This is a genomic window from Thermodesulfomicrobium sp. WS (genome assembly GCF_027925145.1).
Taxonomy (GTDB): domain Bacteria; phylum Desulfobacterota; class Desulfovibrionia; order Desulfovibrionales; family Desulfomicrobiaceae; genus Thermodesulfomicrobium.
This window is the reverse complement of the sequence record NZ_AP027130.1, coordinates 402,510-420,275: the sequence shown is the minus strand read 5'-3', so window position 1 is coordinate 420,275 and position 17,766 is coordinate 402,510. Positions and strand designations below refer to the sequence as shown.

Sequence of the window (17,766 nt, the reverse complement as noted above, 5' to 3'; positions counted from 1 at the left end):
TTGCGGCATACGCCAAAGCATCCGAACCATACCACAGGAGGCCTCCATGCAGCGTTGGCGCATCCCTCTCATCATCCTTGCGGCCCTCATCGCCCTGGCCTGGGGCGGCGCGCACGTGCTGCGCCAAACCCTCTCCCAACGTCTCGCCGCCTGGATGAGCCAGGCCCTGATGCGGCCCGTGACCATGGCGCAAGCCTCCATCCGCCTGCTGCCCCTCAGCATCCAGGTCGCTACACTTCGTGTCGCCGGACCGACACCGCAAGACCCGCCAGTGCTCGAAGTCGCCGATGCCCACGCCCGCCTCCACCTGCCCGCACTCCTCTCCGGCCGCATCGTGGTCCGCGAAGTACGCCTGAACACCCCGCACATCTTCGTACACCGCACCGCAACAGGGGGCTCCAACCTTCCGCCACGCATCCTCCCGAATCCTTCCAGCGCGCTCTCGCCGCCGGTCCACGCCGACGTCCTGCAACTTCCCGACATCACGTGGCAGGTGGAGCAACTTATCGTGACCAACGGCCAGGCGGACTTGCGTGACGAGGCTGCCAACCGCACCGTCCGCCTCCAGGACCTCCAGATGCACACCGGTCCCATCGCCCCGCAAGCCCCCACGATCATGGACCTTACCTGCTCCTGGCAGGCCGAGGAGGCACGCGGCACGCTCAGTCTCAACGGCACGGTGTCCCCAAAGCCGCTCCGGCTTGCCGCATCCCTGCGCACCGCATCCATCACCGCACCGCAGGGGGAAGTCCCGTCCCTGCACGGCCGTCTCGACGTAACGCTCCAGTCTGCACCCAGTCCCGAAACACCGCCCAGCACATGGATCGCCAATGTCCACGGCACCAGCACGCTTGCAGCCGAAAACATCCGCCTGGGCACCGTAATCTTTCCGCAGGCCGACGCAGAACTCTCCGCCACCAGCGGACGCATCCACTGCTCCCGCCTCACCGCCGCGCTCGCCCGAGGCACCATCGATCTCGAGGGGGAGATGGACACCCGCAACCCGAATCTCGCCGCGCAATTGCGCGTCCAGGCCCGTGACCTGGACCTCGCCCAGCTCCTCGCCATGCTGGGGGTTCCAGATCGCATGCGCGGCACCGCCGCCGGACACGCCACCATCACGGCCCAAGGACAAACCCTCGATGCCCTCAAGAGGACGCTCACCGGAGAAATCACCTTTCGTTTGCGCGACGGCGCTGCCCTCGGCGTCCCCCTCGGTGCGGCACTGCGCACCGCTGCGCCGCTTTTGGTCCCGCCCACGCTTCCCGACCGACTCGATGTGGCCTTTACCGAGCTGACAGCCCAAGGCCCGGTGGGCGGCGGCGCATACATTGCGGACATCGCCGGCCACGGTCCCTGGTTCACCGTAGCGGGGGCAGGGAAAGTGCACCTCCCGCCAAACCGCCTCAGTGCGGATCTGCGTGTCAGTGCCACGGCGCAGGCAGTCCGGGAGCTCGGCCCCCTGGCGGCCATCGCCCAAACCACTCCGATCCCGCTGCAGCTACGCGGCCCCATAGACGACCCAGAAGTGCGCGTGGATCTCCGCCTCTTGCTGCGCCAAACACCTCCCAAGACCATGGAGCAGATCCTCCAAAAACCCGAAGAGCTCCTCCGCGGCTTTCTCCCGTAAGGAGACATTGTTGCCATTTTTTTTGCTTGACATCCGTCAGTGCTGCGTCTAGAGGCCCTTTCGTTCGACGCCGAAGTGGTGGAATTGGTAGACACGCTAGGTTCAGGGTCTAGTCGGGGTTCCCCGGTGGAGGTTCGAGTCCTCTCTTCGGCACCACAAACATCGGCCGTCTGGCAGCCCCAGACGGCCGTTTTGCATCCCTCTGCAGCACGCGGGGATGCAGGTTGAGGCCATGTTTTCGTTCACTCCGCACGTCCGCGTCTCCTCTGGTTGGGCGCTGTGCCTTCCCGCGGGCGGAGGAAAAAACCATGGAGGAATCCGTATGGCGTATGTCAGCATGAAGCAGATGCTGGAGACTGGTGTGCATTTCGGCCATCAGACCCGGCGGTGGAACCCCAAGATGCGGCCCTACATCTTCGGCGCCCGCAAAGGGATCCACATCATCGATCTCCAGCAGACCGTCAAAATGTACCGCAAGGCCCACGACTTCATCGTGGACACGGTCGCCCGCGGCGGAAAAATCCTTTTCGTGGGAACCAAGCGTCAGGCGCAGGACACCATTCGCGCCGAAGCCGAACGGTGCGGCATGTTTTACGTCACCCACCGCTGGCTGGGCGGCACCCTCACCAACTACCAGACCATCCGCTCCAGCATCAACCGGCTCAAGTCCCTGGAAGCCGCCTTTGCCGATGGCAGTATCAACCGCTTCACCAAGAAGGAAGTCCTGCGCATGGAGCGGGAGATGCAGAAGCTCAACACCACGCTGGGCGGCATCAAAAACATGGAAGAGCCGCCGGCCGCGGTTTTTATCATCGACCCGCATCACGAAGAAATCGCCGTGAAGGAATGCCGGCGTCTAGGTATCCCGGTGGTGGCCGTGGTGGACACCAATTGCGATCCCGATCCCATCGACTATGTCATCCCCGGCAACGATGACGCCATCCGCGCCATCAAGCTCTTTGCCGGCGCCATGGCCGACGCCTGCCTGGAAGGTTTGGCGCTGGCCAAAGAGCGCGGCGTGGAACTCGCGGATCTGCCCAAGGCGGCCTTTACGCCACCGGAAAGCGCCCTGGCCGAGGAGGCAGCCATGGATCTCGATGACGACCAGGACGACGAGGAGGAATTCTAAGATGACCATTTCCGCTTCTACGGTAAAAGAACTGCGCGAGCGCACCGGCGCTGGCATGATGGATTGCAAAAAGGCCCTGACCGAGTGCGGGGGCGACATGGACAAGGCCATTGCCTGGCTGCGGGAAAAGGGCCTGTCCAAGGCGGCCAAAAAGGCAGGCCGGGCCACGGCCGAAGGCCTGGTGACCATCGCCATGGCCGCGGACGGCAAGGCTGCCGCCATGGTGGAGCTCAACTGCGAGACCGATTTCGTGGCCAAGAACGAGGAGTTCATCGCCAAGGCCACCGCCATCGCTGAAGCCGTGCTCGCCTCGGGCGCCACCACCCCGGAGGCGCTGCCTGCCGAGATCACCGACCTCTCCGGCCTGATCGGCAAGATCGGCGAAAACATGCAGCTCGGCCGCATGGCGTACGTCACTGTGCCGGGCGAGGGTGTGATCGGCAGCTACATCCACTCCAACCACAAGCTGGGCGTACTGGTGGTCCTCACTGGTCCAGCCACGGCGGAGGTGGCCAAGGACGTGGCCATGCAGGTGGCTGCGGCCAACCCGCTGTGCGTCACCCCTGACCAAGTCCCTGCCGAGGCCCTGGAGCAGGAGCGCGCCATCTACCTCAACCAGGCCAAACAGGAAGGCAAGCCCGAAGCCATCGCCGAGAAGATCGTGGAGGGGCGCATGCGCAAATACTACCAGGAAGTCTGCCTGGTGGAGCAGCCCTTCATCAAGGATGACAAAAAGACCGTCAAAGATATCCTCGGCAAAGGGGTCCAGGTGGACCGCTTCGTCCGCATCGCCGTGGGGGCCTAAGCCCACCGCGCACCAAAGGGCCGCAAGGCCCTTTTTTTATGGCGTGCGCCGAGCTGGCCTCGGTTGCGCTTCCAGAAGGAAATGCATAGTGTCACGCGGCCGCACGCAGGGCCGCCTCTTTTGCAACAACAAGGAGTCCTCATGTCGCAGTTGCGCTTCAGTCGCGTCATGCTCAAACTCAGTGGCGAAGCCTTTGCCGGTGACCAAGGCTTTGGCATCGACCCCCTCACCACCCAGGCCATCTGCCGGGAGCTGGCGGAAGTGGCCACCATGGGCGTGCAGCTGAGTCTCGTCATCGGCGGCGGCAATATCTTTCGCGGGGTCTCGGTCTCGTCCAAGGGCATGGACCGCGCCTCGGCGGACTACATGGGTATGCTCGCCACGGTGATGAACGCCCTGGCCGTGCAAGACGCCATGGAAAAACTCGGGGTCTCCACCCGAGTGATGACCGCCATTACCATGAAGGAAGTGGCCGAGCCCTACATCCGCCGCCGCGCCATCCGCCACCTGGAAAAAGGCCGCGTGGTCATCTGCGCCGCAGGCACCGGCATCCCCTATTTCACGACGGACACCGCCGCCGTCCTGCGCGCCATGGAGCTCAAGTGCGACGCCATCTTCAAGGCCACCCGCGTGGACGGAGTCTATGACAAGGACCCGGAAAAGCACCCCGATGCCGTGCTCTATTCCACCCTCACCTACCTGGACGTGCTCCAGCAAGGGCTCAAGGTCATGGACTCGGCGGCCATTTCTCTGTGCATGGACAACAAACTCCCCATCGGGGTCTTCAACCTCTTTGTCCCTGGCAATATCAAGCGCCTGATGTTGGGCGAACGTGTGGGAACTTTGGTTCAAGGAGAATAAGTCATGGAAAAGCACCTTGAAGAATGCACGACCAAGATGCAGAAAAGCATCGACAATCTGGTGAAGGAATTTTCCCGCTTGCGTACTGGGCGCGCCTCCACCGCATTGGTGGACCATATCAAGGTGGAGTACTACGGTACACCGACGCCGCTAGCCCAAGTAGCCTCGGTTTCCATTCCCGATAGCCGTACCATCGCCATCTCTCCCTGGGACCGCAATGCCTTTGCCGCCATCGAAAAGGCCATCATGAAGTCGGATCTCGGGCTGACCCCCGTGAACGATGGCCGCACCATCCGCATTTCCATCCCGCCGCTCACGGAAGAACGCCGCAAAGATTTGGTGAAAATGGCCAAGAAATATACCGAAGAGGCCAAGGTCGCCATCCGCAACGTGCGCCGGGATATCAACGAATCCCTCAAAAAGAAAAAGAACGCCAAAGAGATGAGCGAAGACGACTTCCATAAGGCCCAAGAGGACGTCCAAAAGATCACCGACGACTTCATCCACAAGGCGGATGCCGCCTTGGCGGCCAAAGAAAAAGAGATCATGGAAATCTAGCTCCATGCCCATCCTTTCGCATCTGGCCATTATCATGGATGGCAACGGCCGCTGGGCCCAGGCCCGAGGCCTTGCCCGCAGCGCAGGGCACCGGGCCGGCACCCTGGCGGCGCGGGAAATCGTGCGCGAGACCCGTCGGCTCGAGATCCCCAACCTCACCCTGTACACCTTTTCGCGGGAAAACTGGCGCCGGCCTCCCCAGGAGGTCACCTTCCTGTTCGAGCTGCTGCGCGAATTCCTTTCCCAGGAACTGCCGGAGCTGGAACGCACCGGGATCCGGCTGCGGGTGCTGGGCGAACTGGACGGCATCCCCTCCCCCACCCGGCAGGTGCTCCAGCACGCCCTGCGCCGCACCGCCCACGGCTCCGCCATGACCCTGGCGCTGGCGCTCAACTACTCGGGAAGGCTCGAGATCGTGCGTGCGTGCCAACAACTCGCCCAGCAAAAGGCACCCATCACCGAAGCCTCCCTGGCCGCGCACCTCTGCACTGCCGACATGCCGGACCCGGACCTCATCATCCGCACCGGCGGAGAGCTGCGCCTGAGTAATTTTCTCCTCTTCCAAAGCGCCTATAGCGAGCTCTATTTCACGGACACTCCCTGGCCGGAGTTCACCCCCGAACACCTGCACCGCGCCCTGGAGGACTTCCGTCGCCGCCAACGCCGCTTTGGCGCAGCTGTGGAGGAGGCATGACCCCAGCGCACCGCCAACGAATCCTCACGGCCCTCGTCCTCATCCCCCTGCTTGCTGCGGCGGTGGTGGCCGGAGGCACGCCCCTGCGCCTGGCGGTCAGCCTCGTGGCGGCCCTGGCCCTGGGAGAATACCTGGCCATGTTTTGGGACCTGCGAAAACGGCGGCTGGCCCTTGGCCTGACCCTTGGCGCAGGGATCGGCCTCTTGTGGCTGCCCGCCTCCTGGCCGGAAGGAGCCACCGCGCCGCTGCTCACCCTCGCCGCAGGCACGACATTTGTGCTCCGCAGCGGCAAAGACGCCTCCCAAGCCGCCCACGACGTCCTTGTTGCCCTCAGCGCCCTGCTCTACGTGCCCGTGCTCCTGCGCCCAGGGCTCGAGCTTCCCTCCCTGGACCTCGGCTTCATCCTCCTTGGCACCATATCCACGGATACTGCGGCCTTCTACGTGGGCTCCCACCTGGGCGGCCCCAAACTCTGGCCCCGGGTGAGCCCCAAAAAGACCTGGTCCGGCAGCCTCGGCGGGCTTGCGGCCTGCATGGCGGTCTGCACGGCCTACGCCGTATGGATAGGCGGGGCGGATCCTGGCCGTGCGGCCCTCATGGCCGCGGTGGTGAGCCTTGCCGCCCAAGGGGGCGATCTTATGGAATCGGCCATCAAGCGCTGGAGAAACATCAAGGATTCCGGGAATATGCTTCCAGGACACGGGGGGATTTTGGATCGCATCGACAGCCTTTTGACCGCGCTCCCCGTCTATGCGCTCCTGGCCCATTTCTTGCCCTTGTGGACATAGCCATGGAGTACATTTCCCCCCTTTCCCACCGCTTTCTCCAGAGCGCCGATCCCCGCAGGCTGGTGATCCTCGGGTCCACCGGCTCCATTGGCGCCAGTACCTTGGCGGTAGTGCGCCGCCACCGAGAACAATTCCAAATCTTGGCCTTGGCCGGGGCCCGCAATCTGACGCGCTTGGCCGAACAGGCCACGGAGTTCCGGCCGCCGTTTTTGGGGATCTTGCGCGCCGAAGATAGCGCGCCACTTCGAGCGCTGCTCCCTGAAGACTACCACCCGCATCTGGTCTTCGGCCCTGAAGGCTACGTCCAATTGGCGCGATTGCCCGAGGCCACCCACGTAGTAGCCGCCCAAGTGGGCGCCGCCGGGCTCCTTCCCGCCCTGGCCGCGGCCCAAAGCGGCAAGGTCCTCGCTTTGGCCACCAAAGAGGCCTTGGTGCTGGCAGGGCACCTCTTCCGCCAGGCGTGCCACGCAAGCGGGGCCGTGCTGCTCCCTGTGGATTCGGAGCACAACGCCATCTTCCAGGCCGTGCAGGGCCACGGGCTCACGCAGGTGCGCCGACTCATCCTCACGGCTTCGGGCGGACCATTTCGCACCGCCTCTGCCGCCGAGCTGGCCGCGGTCACCCCTGAGGCGGCGCTGCGCCACCCCAATTGGAGCATGGGGCCCAAAATTACCGTGGATAGCGCCACCCTCATGAACAAGGGGCTGGAATTCCTGGAGGCCATGGCCCTTTTTGGGGCACAACCGGAAGAGATCGCCGTCCTCGTGCACCCCCAATCCGTGGTGCACTCCCTGGTGGAGATGATCGACGGCTCGCTGCTTGCCCAATTGGGCCCGGCCTCCATGGAAGTCCCCATTGCCCATTGCCTGGGCTACCCTGAACGGTTGGCGCAAAACCTCCCCGTGGACCTCACCGCCAAGCCGCTGACCTTCGAAGCGCCGGACTTGGAACGTTTCCCTTGTTTGCGCCTGGCCATGGAGGCCGCACGCCATGGTCCCAGCGCCCGCATCGCCCTCAACGCCGCCGCGGAAGTGGCGGTGGAGGCCTTCTTGGCCCGCCGCATCCCCTTCCTTGCCATCCCGCGCCTCATCGCCGCCACCATGGAAACCACCGAAGCGCAGCCTGCGGCCACGGTGGAAGACATCCTCCACCAGGACCAGCTCGCCCGGGCCAAGGCCGCCCGCATCCTGGAGACCCTTGCATGACGAGCATCCTCGCCGTGATCGTCGTCCTTGGCGGCCTCATCTTTTTCCATGAATTGGGGCACTTTCTCATGGCCCGGGCGCTGGGTATCGGCGTGCACGTCTTCTCCCTGGGCTTTGGGCCGAAGCTCCTCTCCTGGAGACCAGGCGCCACCGAGTATCGCCTGAGCCTCATCCCGCTTGGCGGCTACGTGCAGCTCGCAGGAGAAAAAGAAAACGCCGACGATGCTACGCCCAGAGAAAACCAATTTGCCCAGCGCCCGCCCTGGCAGCGCATGCTCGTGGTGCTGGCAGGCCCGCTCAGCAATTTCTTCCTTGCTTGGCTCATCTTTTGGGGGCTCCTGGCCACCCAAGGCATGGAAGAACTGCTGCCGGTCATCGGCAAGGTCACTGCCGAGAGCCCTGCGGCGGCGGCAGGGCTTGCCCCCCAAGACCGCATCCTCGCCATCGACGGCAAAACCATCCGTACCTGGGACGACCTGGTCACCGCCATCGAAGCCAGTGACGGCCGCGCCCTGACGCTCTCCATAAGGCGCCAGGAAATCCTCCTGGAAGTACGCGCCACCCCACAGGTGCAGGAAAAACGCACCATATTTGGCGAAATGCGCCGCGCCCCCATGCTCGGCATCGCCCCGGCCGGGGCCACCGAGCGCCGCATGCTCTCCGTGCCCGAGGCGGCCTGGGAAGGGCTGCGGCATATCGGCCAGGTCACCAGCCTCATGCTCCAGGGCATCATCAAGCTCATCGAGCGGGTGATCCCGTGGAGCGACGTGGGCGGGGTGATCCTCATCACCGAGCTCATCCACCGCGAAGCCCAAAGCGGCCTCGTGCAGCTTTTGGCGCTCACGGCGCTCATCAGCGTCAACCTGGGCGTGCTCAACCTGCTGCCCATCCCGGTGCTGGACGGCGGACATATCCTCTTCTACCTGCTGGAAACCATCGCCGGCCGGCCGCTTCCGGCCAAGGTGCAGGAGGTCGCCCTGCGCATCGGCATGGCGCTGCTCATCACCCTCATGATTCTGGCAACCGTCAATGACATCCTCCGCCATATCCCCTGACCCCAGCGCCCCGCTGCTCGTCCTGTGCGGCGCCGAAAGCCTGCTCCACATCGTCCTCGGCCATGGGGATGATGTGCTCCACGCCGAGGCCATCCACTGCCCCGGCGCCTCGGTGACCGTGCTGGCGCCGGCCATCGCACGCATCCTTGCAGCGCACCGAATCGCGGCCACGGACCTTGACGGCGTGGCGGCCGTATGCGGCCCGGGGTCCTTCACCGGGCTGCGCATCACCCTGGCCACCGTGGCAGGACTGGGCATGGGCGCCCAAATCCCCATGGCGGGGCTGGAGCTGCACCGCCTGCTTGCCGCCCAGGTCCCCTGCCCAGGACGGCTGTGGGTGGCCACCTATGCCCGCGCCCACATGGTCTACGCGCAGCTCTTCGAGCATGGCCAGCCCACCCGCCCCGTCCGGCCCCTCTCCCATCAGGAGTTTCGCGCCCACGTGGAGGCCCAGCCGGGACTTGCCGTAGGCAGCGGCATCCGCCGCCTGGAGCTCCCAGATACCGTCACCGCCCTGCCCACGCGCTTCGACACCCCCTGGCCCGGGACCCTCATGGCCGCCGCCGCCAAGGCCGCCTTCCATCGCCATCCGCCAGCGCCCCGCTATCTGCGCCCAAGCGACGCCGAAGAAAACCTCCCCGCCATCGCCCAGGCCCGCGGCATCTCGGAAACCGAGGCCCGGCGCCACATCCCCGAGTTCGTGGACCTTCCTCCCCTGTCCTGACCCAAAAATTCCGAAATCGCCCTAAAGTATTGCCGCCAGCGGCCGATACAAGGGGCACACACGGAATACATCGGCACGGACGCCAAACCCTTTCACGGAGGAAATCACCATGGCACTCGTCATCAACAACAATCTCATGGCAATGAACGCGGCGCGGAACCTCAGCACATCCTACGGAGCGTTGGCCACCTCCACCCGCCGCCTGTCCTCGGGCCTGCGTATCACCACTGCAGCGGACGATGCTGCCGGGCTCGCTATTCGAGAACTCATGCGTGCGGACATCGCCTCCCTCAAGCAGGGCATCCGCAACGCCAACGACGCCATCTCCCTTATCCAGACCGCCGACGGCGCCCTTCAGGTCATCGATGAAAAGCTCATCCGTATGAAGGAGCTGGCCGAACAGGCGGCCACCGGCACCTATACCTCGGACCAGCGGCTCATCATCGACTCCGAGTACCAGGCCATGGCCTCGGAAATCACCCGAATCGCCAACGCCACCAACTTCAACGGCATCTATCTCTTGAATGGAGATCTCTCGGCCTCTACCCCGCATGTGGTGGATTGGGCCAGCGCCCACGTTGGCTCGGGTCTCAACTCCACTGGCCCGCTCAAGGTCCACTTCGGCACGGGCAACAGCTCCGCCGAGGACTACTACTACATCGCCATCCAGACGGCTACGGCCTCGGCCCTGGGAGTGGGCAACGCGGCAGACGTCAACCGCGATAACGGTTCCGGAATTGCCGGCGCGGGCTACAGCATCTCCACCCAGCAGGCGGCGCAACAGGCCCTGGCGGCCCTCAACCGGGCCATCGTTTCCAAGGATAACATCCGCGCCAACCTGGGCGCCCTCCAGAACCGCTTGCAGAACACCATCACCAATCTGCAAATCCAGGCGGAGAACCTGCAAGCGGCCGAGTCCCGCATCTCCGACGTGGACGTGGCCACGGAAATGACCCAATTCGTACGCAACCAGATCCTCACCCAGTCGGCAGTGGCCATGCTCTCCCAGGCCAACAGCCTGCCGCAGATGGCCCTGCAGCTCATCGGCGGATAGCCCCCGCCCCAAACTGCGGCCAAAGGGCCGGGTCGCACGCCGCGGCCCGGCCCTTTTTCATAGAAAAGGCGGCACGGCCATTGCATAAACCACAGAGACTGTTGCGGAGGACCTCATGGCCGAAACCACCACAAGCACGAATCTCCTTTCCGGCGCCATCCGCTTTACGGGGCTGGGCTCAGGCACGGATTTCGACTCCATGGTCACCAAATTGGTGGATACGGAACGCATCCACCAGCGCCGCCTGGAGGCGTGGAAAGCCACGTGGGAAAAGAAAACCCAAGCCTTTCAAGAACTCAACAGCGCGCTGCTCACCCTGCGCACCACCCTGTCGGGCATGGATTCCTTGGACGAATTTCTGGCGAAAAAGACCGTGTCCTCCAACCCCACGGCCCTCACCGCCACAGCCAGCAGCAGCGCCGAATCCGGGGTACATACCGTGGAGGTGGTGGGACTCGCCGCCACGGACACCCTCATGGGCACGGCAGTTTTTTCCGCCCCCAGCGCGGACATCACCGGCGGCGTGGCCCGCACCCTGACCTTGGTGGTGGGCTCCACCCAAATGACCGTGAACGTGGCTGCAGGCACCACCCTGAAGCAGCTCGCGGACATGATCAACGCCCATTCCCAAAATCAGAATCTGGTGCGCGCTGCCCTCATCAACGATGGCAGCGGCTACCGCCTGCAGCTCAGGGGCATGGAGCTGGGCGCAGGCAACGACATCCTCATCGACGATGGCCTCACCACCGTGCCCGGCTTTTCCTCTGGAGACTTCGTCCAGACCCAAAACGCGGCCAACGCCCAGCTGCGGGTCGATGGCTGGCCGGTGACCCCTGCGCCCACCGCCACCATCCTGCGGGCATCCACAGGACTGGCCGCGCCAACGGACCCCCTCTCCGGTACCCCCGGAGGCTTCAAGTTCGCCGCCGGGGGCACACTCTATACCGTCTCCCTGGGTGCCGGCGCCACCCTCCAGGACCTGGTGGACGGCATCAACGCCTTGGGAAGCGGGGTTGCAGCCAGTCTTGTCATGGAATCCGGCACCCAGGTGCTCGTACTCACCGGAACCCCTGGAGCGGCCAATACGGTGCGGGTGGTGGATTATCCCGGCACCACCCTCGCCGGCCTCGGGACATCGGCCTTCACCCAAACCCAAGGGGCCACCGACGGCTACCTGGAGCGGGCGAGCAACTCCATCAGCGATGTCATCCCCGGCATTACCATGAACCTGGTGCAGGCCGGCCAAACCACCACCCTGACCACGGCCACGGACGTGTCCGCTGTCGTGGACAAGGTGAAGACCTTTGTGGACGAGGTGAATACCGTACTCACCAAAATCCAGGAACAAACCAAGGTGACCACCGTGGGCTCCCAAACCACGGGATCGCTGCTCACCGGCAACTACGGCCTGCAGATGATCCAGCAGCGCATCAAGAATATCCTCGCCTCCAAAGGTCTGGGCTTTGACCGCGACCTGGATCCGGTCACCTCCTTGGGCAGTGTGGGCATCACCACCGATACCTCCCAAGGCTCTCCCACCTTCGGTCTTTTGGTGTTCGACGAAGCCGCCCTGCGCGCGGCCCTCAACACCGACCCCCAGGCCGTGGCCAAGCTTTTTGCCGCAGACTCCGTGCCCAGCACCAAGGAGATGATCGAAGACCCTCTCAACCCCGGCCACTCCGTGGCCGCCGCCTCGCCCCACTTTCAATTCAGTTCCCTGGTGCGCGGCGTTACCCAAGCCGGCGAATTCTCCGTCTCCTACACCGTCTCCGGCGGGAGCATCAGCGCCAGCCCGCCCCCCACCATCGCTGGCTACCCCGCCTCCATCGACGGCACCAAGATCACGGCCACGGGTGACGACAACCCGGCCAAGGGTCTGGTCATCGATGTCATGGATATGACGGACGGCACCTACTCGGGCACCATCTTCATCAAAAACGGCAAGGCCCTGGAGCTTGGAGACGAAGTCCGCCGCCTGACCGCGCCCCTGGAAGGCCCCCTCAAGATCCTCGAAGACAACTACCAGGACATCATGGATAGCATCGACAAAAAGATCGCCTTCGAGGAGCGGCGGCTCACCCAATTGGAACGCACCCTCCGGAACCGCTTTGCGACCCTCGAATCGGTGCTCGGCACCTACGACCAGCTCTCCACCATGCTGGGTTCGCAAATCAACAGCCTGCCCGGCAAAAAATAGTCAAGGAGTTCCGTTATGCAACGAGCAGCCCTCGCCTACCGCCAGACCCAAGTGACCACCGCCACCCCGGGCCACATCGTGGTGATGCTCTTCGAAAGCGCCATCACCGCATTGCAGCAAGCCAAGACCAAGATGCTGGAAAAGGATTACGCCACCAAAGGTATCCTCATCTCCCAGGCGCTCGACATCATCGCGGAATTGGACGGCTCTCTGAACAAAGAAAAAGGCGGCGAACTGGCGCAAAACCTCCACAGCCTCTACACCTATTGCACCTGGCAATTGGTGAACGCCAATATCCAGATGAATCCCGCCCTGCTGGATGAAGTCGCGGGGATCCTCGAAACCCTGCGCTCGGCCTTTGCAGAAATCGTCAAGGAACCCAAATAGTGTGCGGCATCGCGGGACTGCTGACCAACGCCCCGCGCCAAAAGCGGGAAATCCAGGCCCTGCTTTCCGCCATGGCCCAGCGCATGGCGCACCGCGGCCCGGACGGCGAAGGCGTTTTTGCCGACGCCCATTGCGGTTTGGCCTCGCGGCGCCTGGCCATCATCGATATCCCGGGCGGCAGCCAGCCCATGGTCCATGCGCCCACCGGGGCGGTTCTCGTCTTCAACGGTGAGATCTACAACTATCAGGAACTGCGCGCCGAGCTCGCGGCCCTAGGGCACACCTTTGCCACACGCTCGGATACCGAGGTGCTGCTTGCGGCCCTCATGACGTGGGGAAAAGACGCCGTGGTGCGCCTGCACGGGATGTTTGCCTTCGCCCTCTGGGAGCCGCAGCGCCGCACCCTTACCCTGGGCCGGGATCGGCTCGGCAAAAAACCCCTGGTCATGGCGCAGGTCCCCGACGGCCTGGTGTTCGCCTCGGAGATCAAATCCCTCCTGGTCCATCCCCAGGTGCCCCGGAGCCTGGACCCCACCGCCCTGGCCCAGGCCATGGATTACGGGTTTGCCGTGCCGCCCCGTACCTTCATGCGCGCCGTCACCCAACTGCCCCCTGGGCATTGGTGCACGGTTTGCGCAGACGACGCCCCCGTGCGCCTGCGTCCGCAGCGCTACTGGCACCTCCCCGAAGATCTCGATCCTCCGGCCAGCCGCGCCGAAGCCGCAGCCCAGCTCACCCACCTCCTCTCCGAGAGCGTGGTCCAGCGCCTGCATGCCGACGTGCCCGTGGCCTGCTACCTCTCCGGCGGCATCGACTCCAGCGCCGTGGCTGCCCTCACCGCACGGCACAGCACGGCCCCGGTACAGACCATCTCCATCACCTTTGCCGAGCACCACAGCGACGAATCCCCCTTTGCCCGCATGGTGAGCCGCCACACAGGCACCCAGCACCACGAATTCCGCTGCCACCTGGAGCCCGAGGACCTGCCGCGCCTCATTTGGCACTTGGAAGCCCCGCTGGTGACGCTGCTCCACCTGCCGCTCTATCTGCTCGCACGCACGGCCCGGGAGTTGGGTTTTCGGGTGGTCCTTTGCGGCGATGGCTCCGACGAGGTGCTTGCCGGCTACGATTATTTCAAGTTCTTGAAACTCCTGCCCTTCATCGAGCGGGCACCCCAACGCCGCCTGCCCCTGCTCTGCCGCGTGCTCCCGCCAGGCACGGACCGCGGCGCACTCCCCAGTTGGTACGCCCACCTCAAGGCCGCGCCCTGCCGCCACCCGAGCCTGCCCTACCGCTTTCAGGCCTTCCGTTTTGCCTCGGCCCTCATGAGCGATTCCACCCTGGCGGCCATGGCCGCCAAGGCCCACGAACGCAGCGAAGAAATCCCTGCAGTGCCGCCTGCGCGCAGCCTCGTGGATCAGGCGCTGTTTCTCGAGGCCCACATGCGTCTGCCCGGACTCACCCTGCTCTTGGGAGACACCATGAGCATGGCCCATGGGGTGGAGCTGCGCTCGCCGTTCTTGGATCACCGCTTGGTGGAATGGGCCTTTCGGATCCCTGCCCATTGGAAGCTCAGGGGCCTCACCGAAAAGGCCCTGCTCAAGAGCGCCATGGCCCCGATCCTTCCTGCCGCCATCTGCCAGCGCCGCAAGCAGCCCCTCGCCGCGCCCGCGCCCTGGTTTGTGCGCACGTTCCGAGAGATGATCGGCGACATCCTCGCCCCGGCCACGGTGCGGCGCCTCGACTACTTCCGCCCGCAATTTCTGGAGGCCGCCCTAGCGCGCTTCGACGCCGGCGGCGAGGACACCGCAGGCATCCTCGTGGTGGCCTTCTTCCTCCATCTCTTTCACGAGCAGTTCCTCAACAGCGCCACCGCCTAACCCAGGCACGCAAAGCCGCCGCCCACCCACGGGCACACCCCGCACGGCACCTCGGCGCCGTAGCAATCCGCAGCAAACGGCCCCACGCTGCCATCCACGAAGTTGCAGGGCACGACATTGCAGTCGAAACACCGAGCAAAGTTCCCTTGCGCCTGCTGGCGGAAGAGTCGCGCCTGCGGACTATTCCACACCGCCACCGGTTCATCTGCCGGGAGGCGCCCCAGGATGCGCCGTGTTACGGCAACCGCCTGCCCCTCCGGATACACCATAGCGCTGTGCCACACAAAATGGCACGGGCTGAGCGCCCCGTCTTGGGCCACGGCCAGGGTCGGAGTCGCCACGAACGGACAGACCCCGGGCTCTTGCATGACCGTTGCGGGGAGCTCCACTGCCATGCCATAGCGTGCCGCCACCCACTGCACCTGTTCGAAGGCGCGAAGGACCGCGCTTCGCTGGGCCACGGCCTCGGGCTCCAAGGCGCGCACCACCCGGCCCAAAGGGATTTCCACCCCGGCCTTTTGGGCCGCGGCAAGCATCGACCGCACTGCGGCCACCAGCTGCCGCTCCTTGGGGCCAGGAAAGGGATGGTAGTACGCCTGGTCCAGACGTCGCACATCGAGCCCCTGGTCCACAAACGCTGCCAGCGCCGTGCGGGCAAACTCCAATGCGCGCTGGGAAATGACGGTGTGCAGACTCTGCGCCGCATCTTCCTTGCGGTAGGGGATGAGGTGGGAGAGGATCACAAAATCCACACCCTGCTGGCCGCACCAGTCCACGACGTCCGCCACGAGGGCGAGATTGCTTTGGGAAAGCACGAGCTCCACCCCGAGGCGCACCTGCCGGCCAAGGCTTCGGGCTGCCGAACGCATATGGACAAAGGCCTGGGCAATCCCCTCCACCGTGGCCCCAGGCCGCAGCGCCCCCAGAAGCGCGTTCTCCTGGGCGTCCACGGAAAAGGCCACCTGATCCAGGCCTGCTGCCACCAGCTCCCGCGCCAGCTTTTGGGTCAGCAGCATGCCGTTGGACTGAAACCCCACCCGCACCCGGGGGTTCCACGCCTTGGCCTGGGCCACCCACTCTACCAGGAGCGGATGCAGCAGCGGCTCACCAATGCCCGAGAGCACGAGGCTCTGGCACTGGGCAATCACAGGACGCAGGGCCGCGAACACCTCCGGCGCCATATGGGCCTCCGGGAGGTCCCAGCCCTGGGTATGTTTGACACAGGATGGACAGGCCAAATTGCACCGGGTGGTCACTTCCACCAGTACCCGTGCCGGGAATACGTGGTTCAATACGCCTCCTTATGCCGCCATGCCCGCGGCCAAACGCCCCAAGGTGGCCACCGCATCTTCGACCTGCGAAGTCCACGGCACTGCCGCGTTGAGACGGACAAAATGATCCAACTGCCCGTGGAGAGAAAAAATCGTGCCAGGCGCAATGCCGATCCCCTGCTCCCGGGCGCGAAAGAAAAGCTCCACGGCGTCCACGGACCTGGGGAGTTCGATCCATACCACGCCCCCGCCTTGCGGCCGCGTCTGGCGCGTGCCTGGCGGGAAATGCCGCGCCACGGCAGCGGCCATGGCCTCCATGCTCCGGGCGATGCGGGAGCGCAAGCGCCGCACGTGGCGGTCGTATCTGCCCTGGCGCAGGTACGCCGCCACCACCATCTGCGGCAGGGTGGCGGAGCTCACATTGGTGGTCGCCTTCACCGCCAGGGCCTCGGCAAACCACCGCCCCGGCAGCACCCAACCAATGCGGTAGCCCGGGCACAAGGTCTTGGAAAACGAGGAGCAGGTAAGCACCATGCCTTGACGGTCAAAGGCCTTGGCCAGGGGCGGCCGCCGCGGGGCCAGGTGGAGATCGCCGGCCACGTCGTCTTCGATGAGCGGGATACCGCGCGCAGCGAGGATGTCCACGATCTCGGCCTTGGCGGCGTCGGGCGTGAGACTCCCGTCGGGATTGTTGAAGTTGGGCGTCAGGATGCATGCGCGAATGGAGATCTGCTCCACCGCCCGGCGCACATCCTGCGGCCGGACGCCATGCTCCGGGGACGAGGGGATCTCCACGGCCCGGACCCCGAGATTTTCCAGCAACTGCTGGAAACAAAAATACGACGGCGCGGCGATGAGGGCCGTGTCCCCCGGCCGCAGCACCGCGCGCAAGGCCACGTACAGGGCCTCCATGGCGCCGGAGGTTACGAGCACCTCTCCTGGAGACACCCGACAGCCGGCCGCTGCCGCCCGCACGGCGATCTGCTCCCGCAAGGCCCACAGCCCCTCCACCGGCGCATAACCCACATGATCCGCGCCCTGCTGCCGCACGAGCTGTCCCGCGATCCGCCCCAAGGCCCGGCCTGGCAAAAACTCCGGTGCCGGACAGTTGATGCCCAAAGGGACGAGATGGGCGCTGCCCACGCTGGCCAGCACCCGGGCAATGAGAGTGCCCTTGGTCATCTCCCGGGGCCGCAGCTCCAGCTCCGGCGGCCGCGGCGGCAAGGACGACGGCGCCAGACGCCAAAAATACCCCGAGCGGGGGCGGGCTTCCACCAGCCCCCGGGCCTCCAGTTCGCCATATGCGGCGAGCACGGTATTGATGGACACCCCATACCGGGCCCGCAGCGTGCGCACCGAAGGCAGGCGCTCCCCGACACCGCCCGCACGAGACTCCCGCGCCGCCACCAAGGCTTCGGCCAGTTCCAAATATTTGCACCCGCGCATCTGTACCCCAAAAACAAAACTCTTTCTGTATCTGTACCCAAGAGTCCGCCTCTGCCAAAGATCCTGCGCGGAGGCAATCGAT

The 17,766-nt window shown here is 64.9% G+C and carries 15 protein-coding genes, 1 tRNA gene and 1 pseudogene; 15 read left to right on the top strand and 2 right to left on the bottom strand.

The annotated features are described in order from the left end of the window. Window positions 1-46 precede the first annotated feature (46 nt). From QMF81_RS02105 to asnB, 15 genes and pseudogenes are all read left to right on the top strand, one after another. Window positions 47-1,630: an AsmA family protein gene (locus QMF81_RS02105; RefSeq protein WP_281751575.1), complete on the top strand. Its 1,584-nt coding sequence runs from the start codon at window positions 47-49 to the stop codon at window positions 1,628-1,630. A gap of 69 nt (window positions 1,631-1,699) precedes the next feature. Further along, window positions 1,700-1,786, top strand: a tRNA-Leu gene (locus tag QMF81_RS02100). Between the two features lie 166 nt (window positions 1,787-1,952). Next, window positions 1,953-2,645: pseudogene (rpsB, locus tag QMF81_RS02095) on the top strand (30S ribosomal protein S2); the annotation flags it as partial. A gap of 115 nt (window positions 2,646-2,760) precedes the next feature. After that, window positions 2,761-3,564, top strand: coding sequence for a translation elongation factor Ts (tsf, locus tag QMF81_RS02090; protein ID WP_281751572.1), 804 nt, complete (start codon window positions 2,761-2,763; stop codon window positions 3,562-3,564). Between the two features lie 141 nt (window positions 3,565-3,705). Beyond that, window positions 3,706-4,425: a UMP kinase gene (pyrH, locus tag QMF81_RS02085; protein ID WP_281751570.1), complete on the top strand. Its 720-nt coding sequence runs from the start codon at window positions 3,706-3,708 to the stop codon at window positions 4,423-4,425. Between the two features lie 3 nt (window positions 4,426-4,428). Then, entirely contained in the window at window positions 4,429-4,983 is a 555-nt protein-coding gene (gene frr, locus QMF81_RS02080; protein WP_281751568.1) for a ribosome recycling factor, read from the top strand. A gap of 4 nt (window positions 4,984-4,987) precedes the next feature. Then, window positions 4,988-5,677: a polyprenyl diphosphate synthase gene (gene uppS / locus QMF81_RS02075; RefSeq protein ID WP_281751566.1), complete on the top strand. Its 690-nt coding sequence runs from the start codon at window positions 4,988-4,990 to the stop codon at window positions 5,675-5,677. Next, on the top strand, window positions 5,674-6,465 hold the full coding sequence (locus QMF81_RS02070) for a phosphatidate cytidylyltransferase (protein WP_281751563.1): 792 nt from the start codon (window positions 5,674-5,676) through the stop codon (window positions 6,463-6,465). The genes uppS and QMF81_RS02070 overlap by 4 nt, the downstream gene beginning before the upstream one ends. A gap of 2 nt (window positions 6,466-6,467) precedes the next feature. Further along, window positions 6,468-7,670 carry a 1-deoxy-D-xylulose-5-phosphate reductoisomerase gene (gene dxr / locus QMF81_RS02065; RefSeq protein WP_281751561.1) on the top strand — a complete coding sequence of 401 codons (1,203 nt, stop codon included), beginning with the start codon at window positions 6,468-6,470 and terminating at the stop codon, window positions 7,668-7,670. Continuing rightward, complete coding sequence (rseP, locus tag QMF81_RS02060; protein ID WP_281751559.1) at window positions 7,667-8,725, top strand: RIP metalloprotease RseP; 1,059 nt, start codon at window positions 7,667-7,669, stop codon at window positions 8,723-8,725. Before dxr ends, rseP begins: the two co-directional genes overlap by 4 nt. Further along, window positions 8,700-9,449, top strand: coding sequence for a tRNA (adenosine(37)-N6)-threonylcarbamoyltransferase complex dimerization subunit type 1 TsaB (tsaB, locus tag QMF81_RS02055; RefSeq protein WP_281751557.1), 750 nt, complete (start codon window positions 8,700-8,702; stop codon window positions 9,447-9,449). Before rseP ends, tsaB begins: the two co-directional genes overlap by 26 nt. A gap of 109 nt (window positions 9,450-9,558) precedes the next feature. After that, window positions 9,559-10,503 carry a flagellin gene (locus QMF81_RS02050; RefSeq protein WP_281751555.1) on the top strand — a complete coding sequence of 315 codons (945 nt, stop codon included), beginning with the start codon at window positions 9,559-9,561 and terminating at the stop codon, window positions 10,501-10,503. A gap of 115 nt (window positions 10,504-10,618) precedes the next feature. Then, window positions 10,619-12,700 carry a flagellar filament capping protein FliD gene (gene fliD / locus QMF81_RS02045; protein WP_281751553.1) on the top strand — a complete coding sequence of 694 codons (2,082 nt, stop codon included), beginning with the start codon at window positions 10,619-10,621 and terminating at the stop codon, window positions 12,698-12,700. 15 nt (window positions 12,701-12,715) lie between these two features. Next, window positions 12,716-13,087, top strand: coding sequence for a flagellar export chaperone FliS (fliS, locus tag QMF81_RS02040; protein WP_281751551.1), 372 nt, complete (start codon window positions 12,716-12,718; stop codon window positions 13,085-13,087). Then, the gene (gene asnB / locus QMF81_RS02035; protein ID WP_281751549.1) at window positions 13,087-14,967 is read left to right on the top strand and encodes an asparagine synthase (glutamine-hydrolyzing); all 1,881 of its coding nucleotides are present in this window, start codon (window positions 13,087-13,089) and stop codon (window positions 14,965-14,967) included. The genes fliS and asnB overlap by 1 nt, the downstream gene beginning before the upstream one ends. Here asnB and QMF81_RS02030 read toward each other — a convergent pair. Beyond that, window positions 14,964-16,259, bottom strand: coding sequence for a radical SAM protein (locus tag QMF81_RS02030; RefSeq protein ID WP_281751548.1), 1,296 nt, complete (start codon window positions 16,257-16,259; stop codon window positions 14,964-14,966). The two genes, asnB and QMF81_RS02030, sit on opposite strands and share 4 nt — an antisense overlap. 9 nt (window positions 16,260-16,268) lie before the next feature. Next, complete coding sequence (locus tag QMF81_RS02025) at window positions 16,269-17,684, bottom strand: PLP-dependent aminotransferase family protein (RefSeq protein WP_281751546.1); 1,416 nt, start codon at window positions 17,682-17,684, stop codon at window positions 16,269-16,271. Between the last annotated feature and the right edge of the window lie 82 nt (window positions 17,685-17,766).

Coding starts and splice junctions, on each gene's coding strand:
- QMF81_RS02105 (WP_281751575.1), top strand. CDS start 47: ATGCAGCGTTGGCGCATCCCTCTCATCATCCTTGCGGCCCTCATCGCC.
- tsf (WP_281751572.1), top strand. CDS start 2,761: ATGACCATTTCCGCTTCTACGGTAAAAGAACTGCGCGAGCGCACCGGC.
- pyrH (WP_281751570.1), top strand. CDS start 3,706: ATGTCGCAGTTGCGCTTCAGTCGCGTCATGCTCAAACTCAGTGGCGAA.
- frr (WP_281751568.1), top strand. CDS start 4,429: ATGGAAAAGCACCTTGAAGAATGCACGACCAAGATGCAGAAAAGCATC.
- uppS (WP_281751566.1), top strand. CDS start 4,988: ATGCCCATCCTTTCGCATCTGGCCATTATCATGGATGGCAACGGCCGC.
- QMF81_RS02070 (WP_281751563.1), top strand. CDS start 5,674: ATGACCCCAGCGCACCGCCAACGAATCCTCACGGCCCTCGTCCTCATC.
- dxr (WP_281751561.1), top strand. CDS start 6,468: ATGGAGTACATTTCCCCCCTTTCCCACCGCTTTCTCCAGAGCGCCGAT.
- rseP (WP_281751559.1), top strand. CDS start 7,667: ATGACGAGCATCCTCGCCGTGATCGTCGTCCTTGGCGGCCTCATCTTT.
- tsaB (WP_281751557.1), top strand. CDS start 8,700: ATGACATCCTCCGCCATATCCCCTGACCCCAGCGCCCCGCTGCTCGTC.
- QMF81_RS02050 (WP_281751555.1), top strand. CDS start 9,559: ATGGCACTCGTCATCAACAACAATCTCATGGCAATGAACGCGGCGCGG.
- fliD (WP_281751553.1), top strand. CDS start 10,619: ATGGCCGAAACCACCACAAGCACGAATCTCCTTTCCGGCGCCATCCGC.
- fliS (WP_281751551.1), top strand. CDS start 12,716: ATGCAACGAGCAGCCCTCGCCTACCGCCAGACCCAAGTGACCACCGCC.
- QMF81_RS02025 (WP_281751546.1), bottom strand. CDS start 17,684: ATGCGCGGGTGCAAATATTTGGAACTGGCCGAAGCCTTGGTGGCGGCG.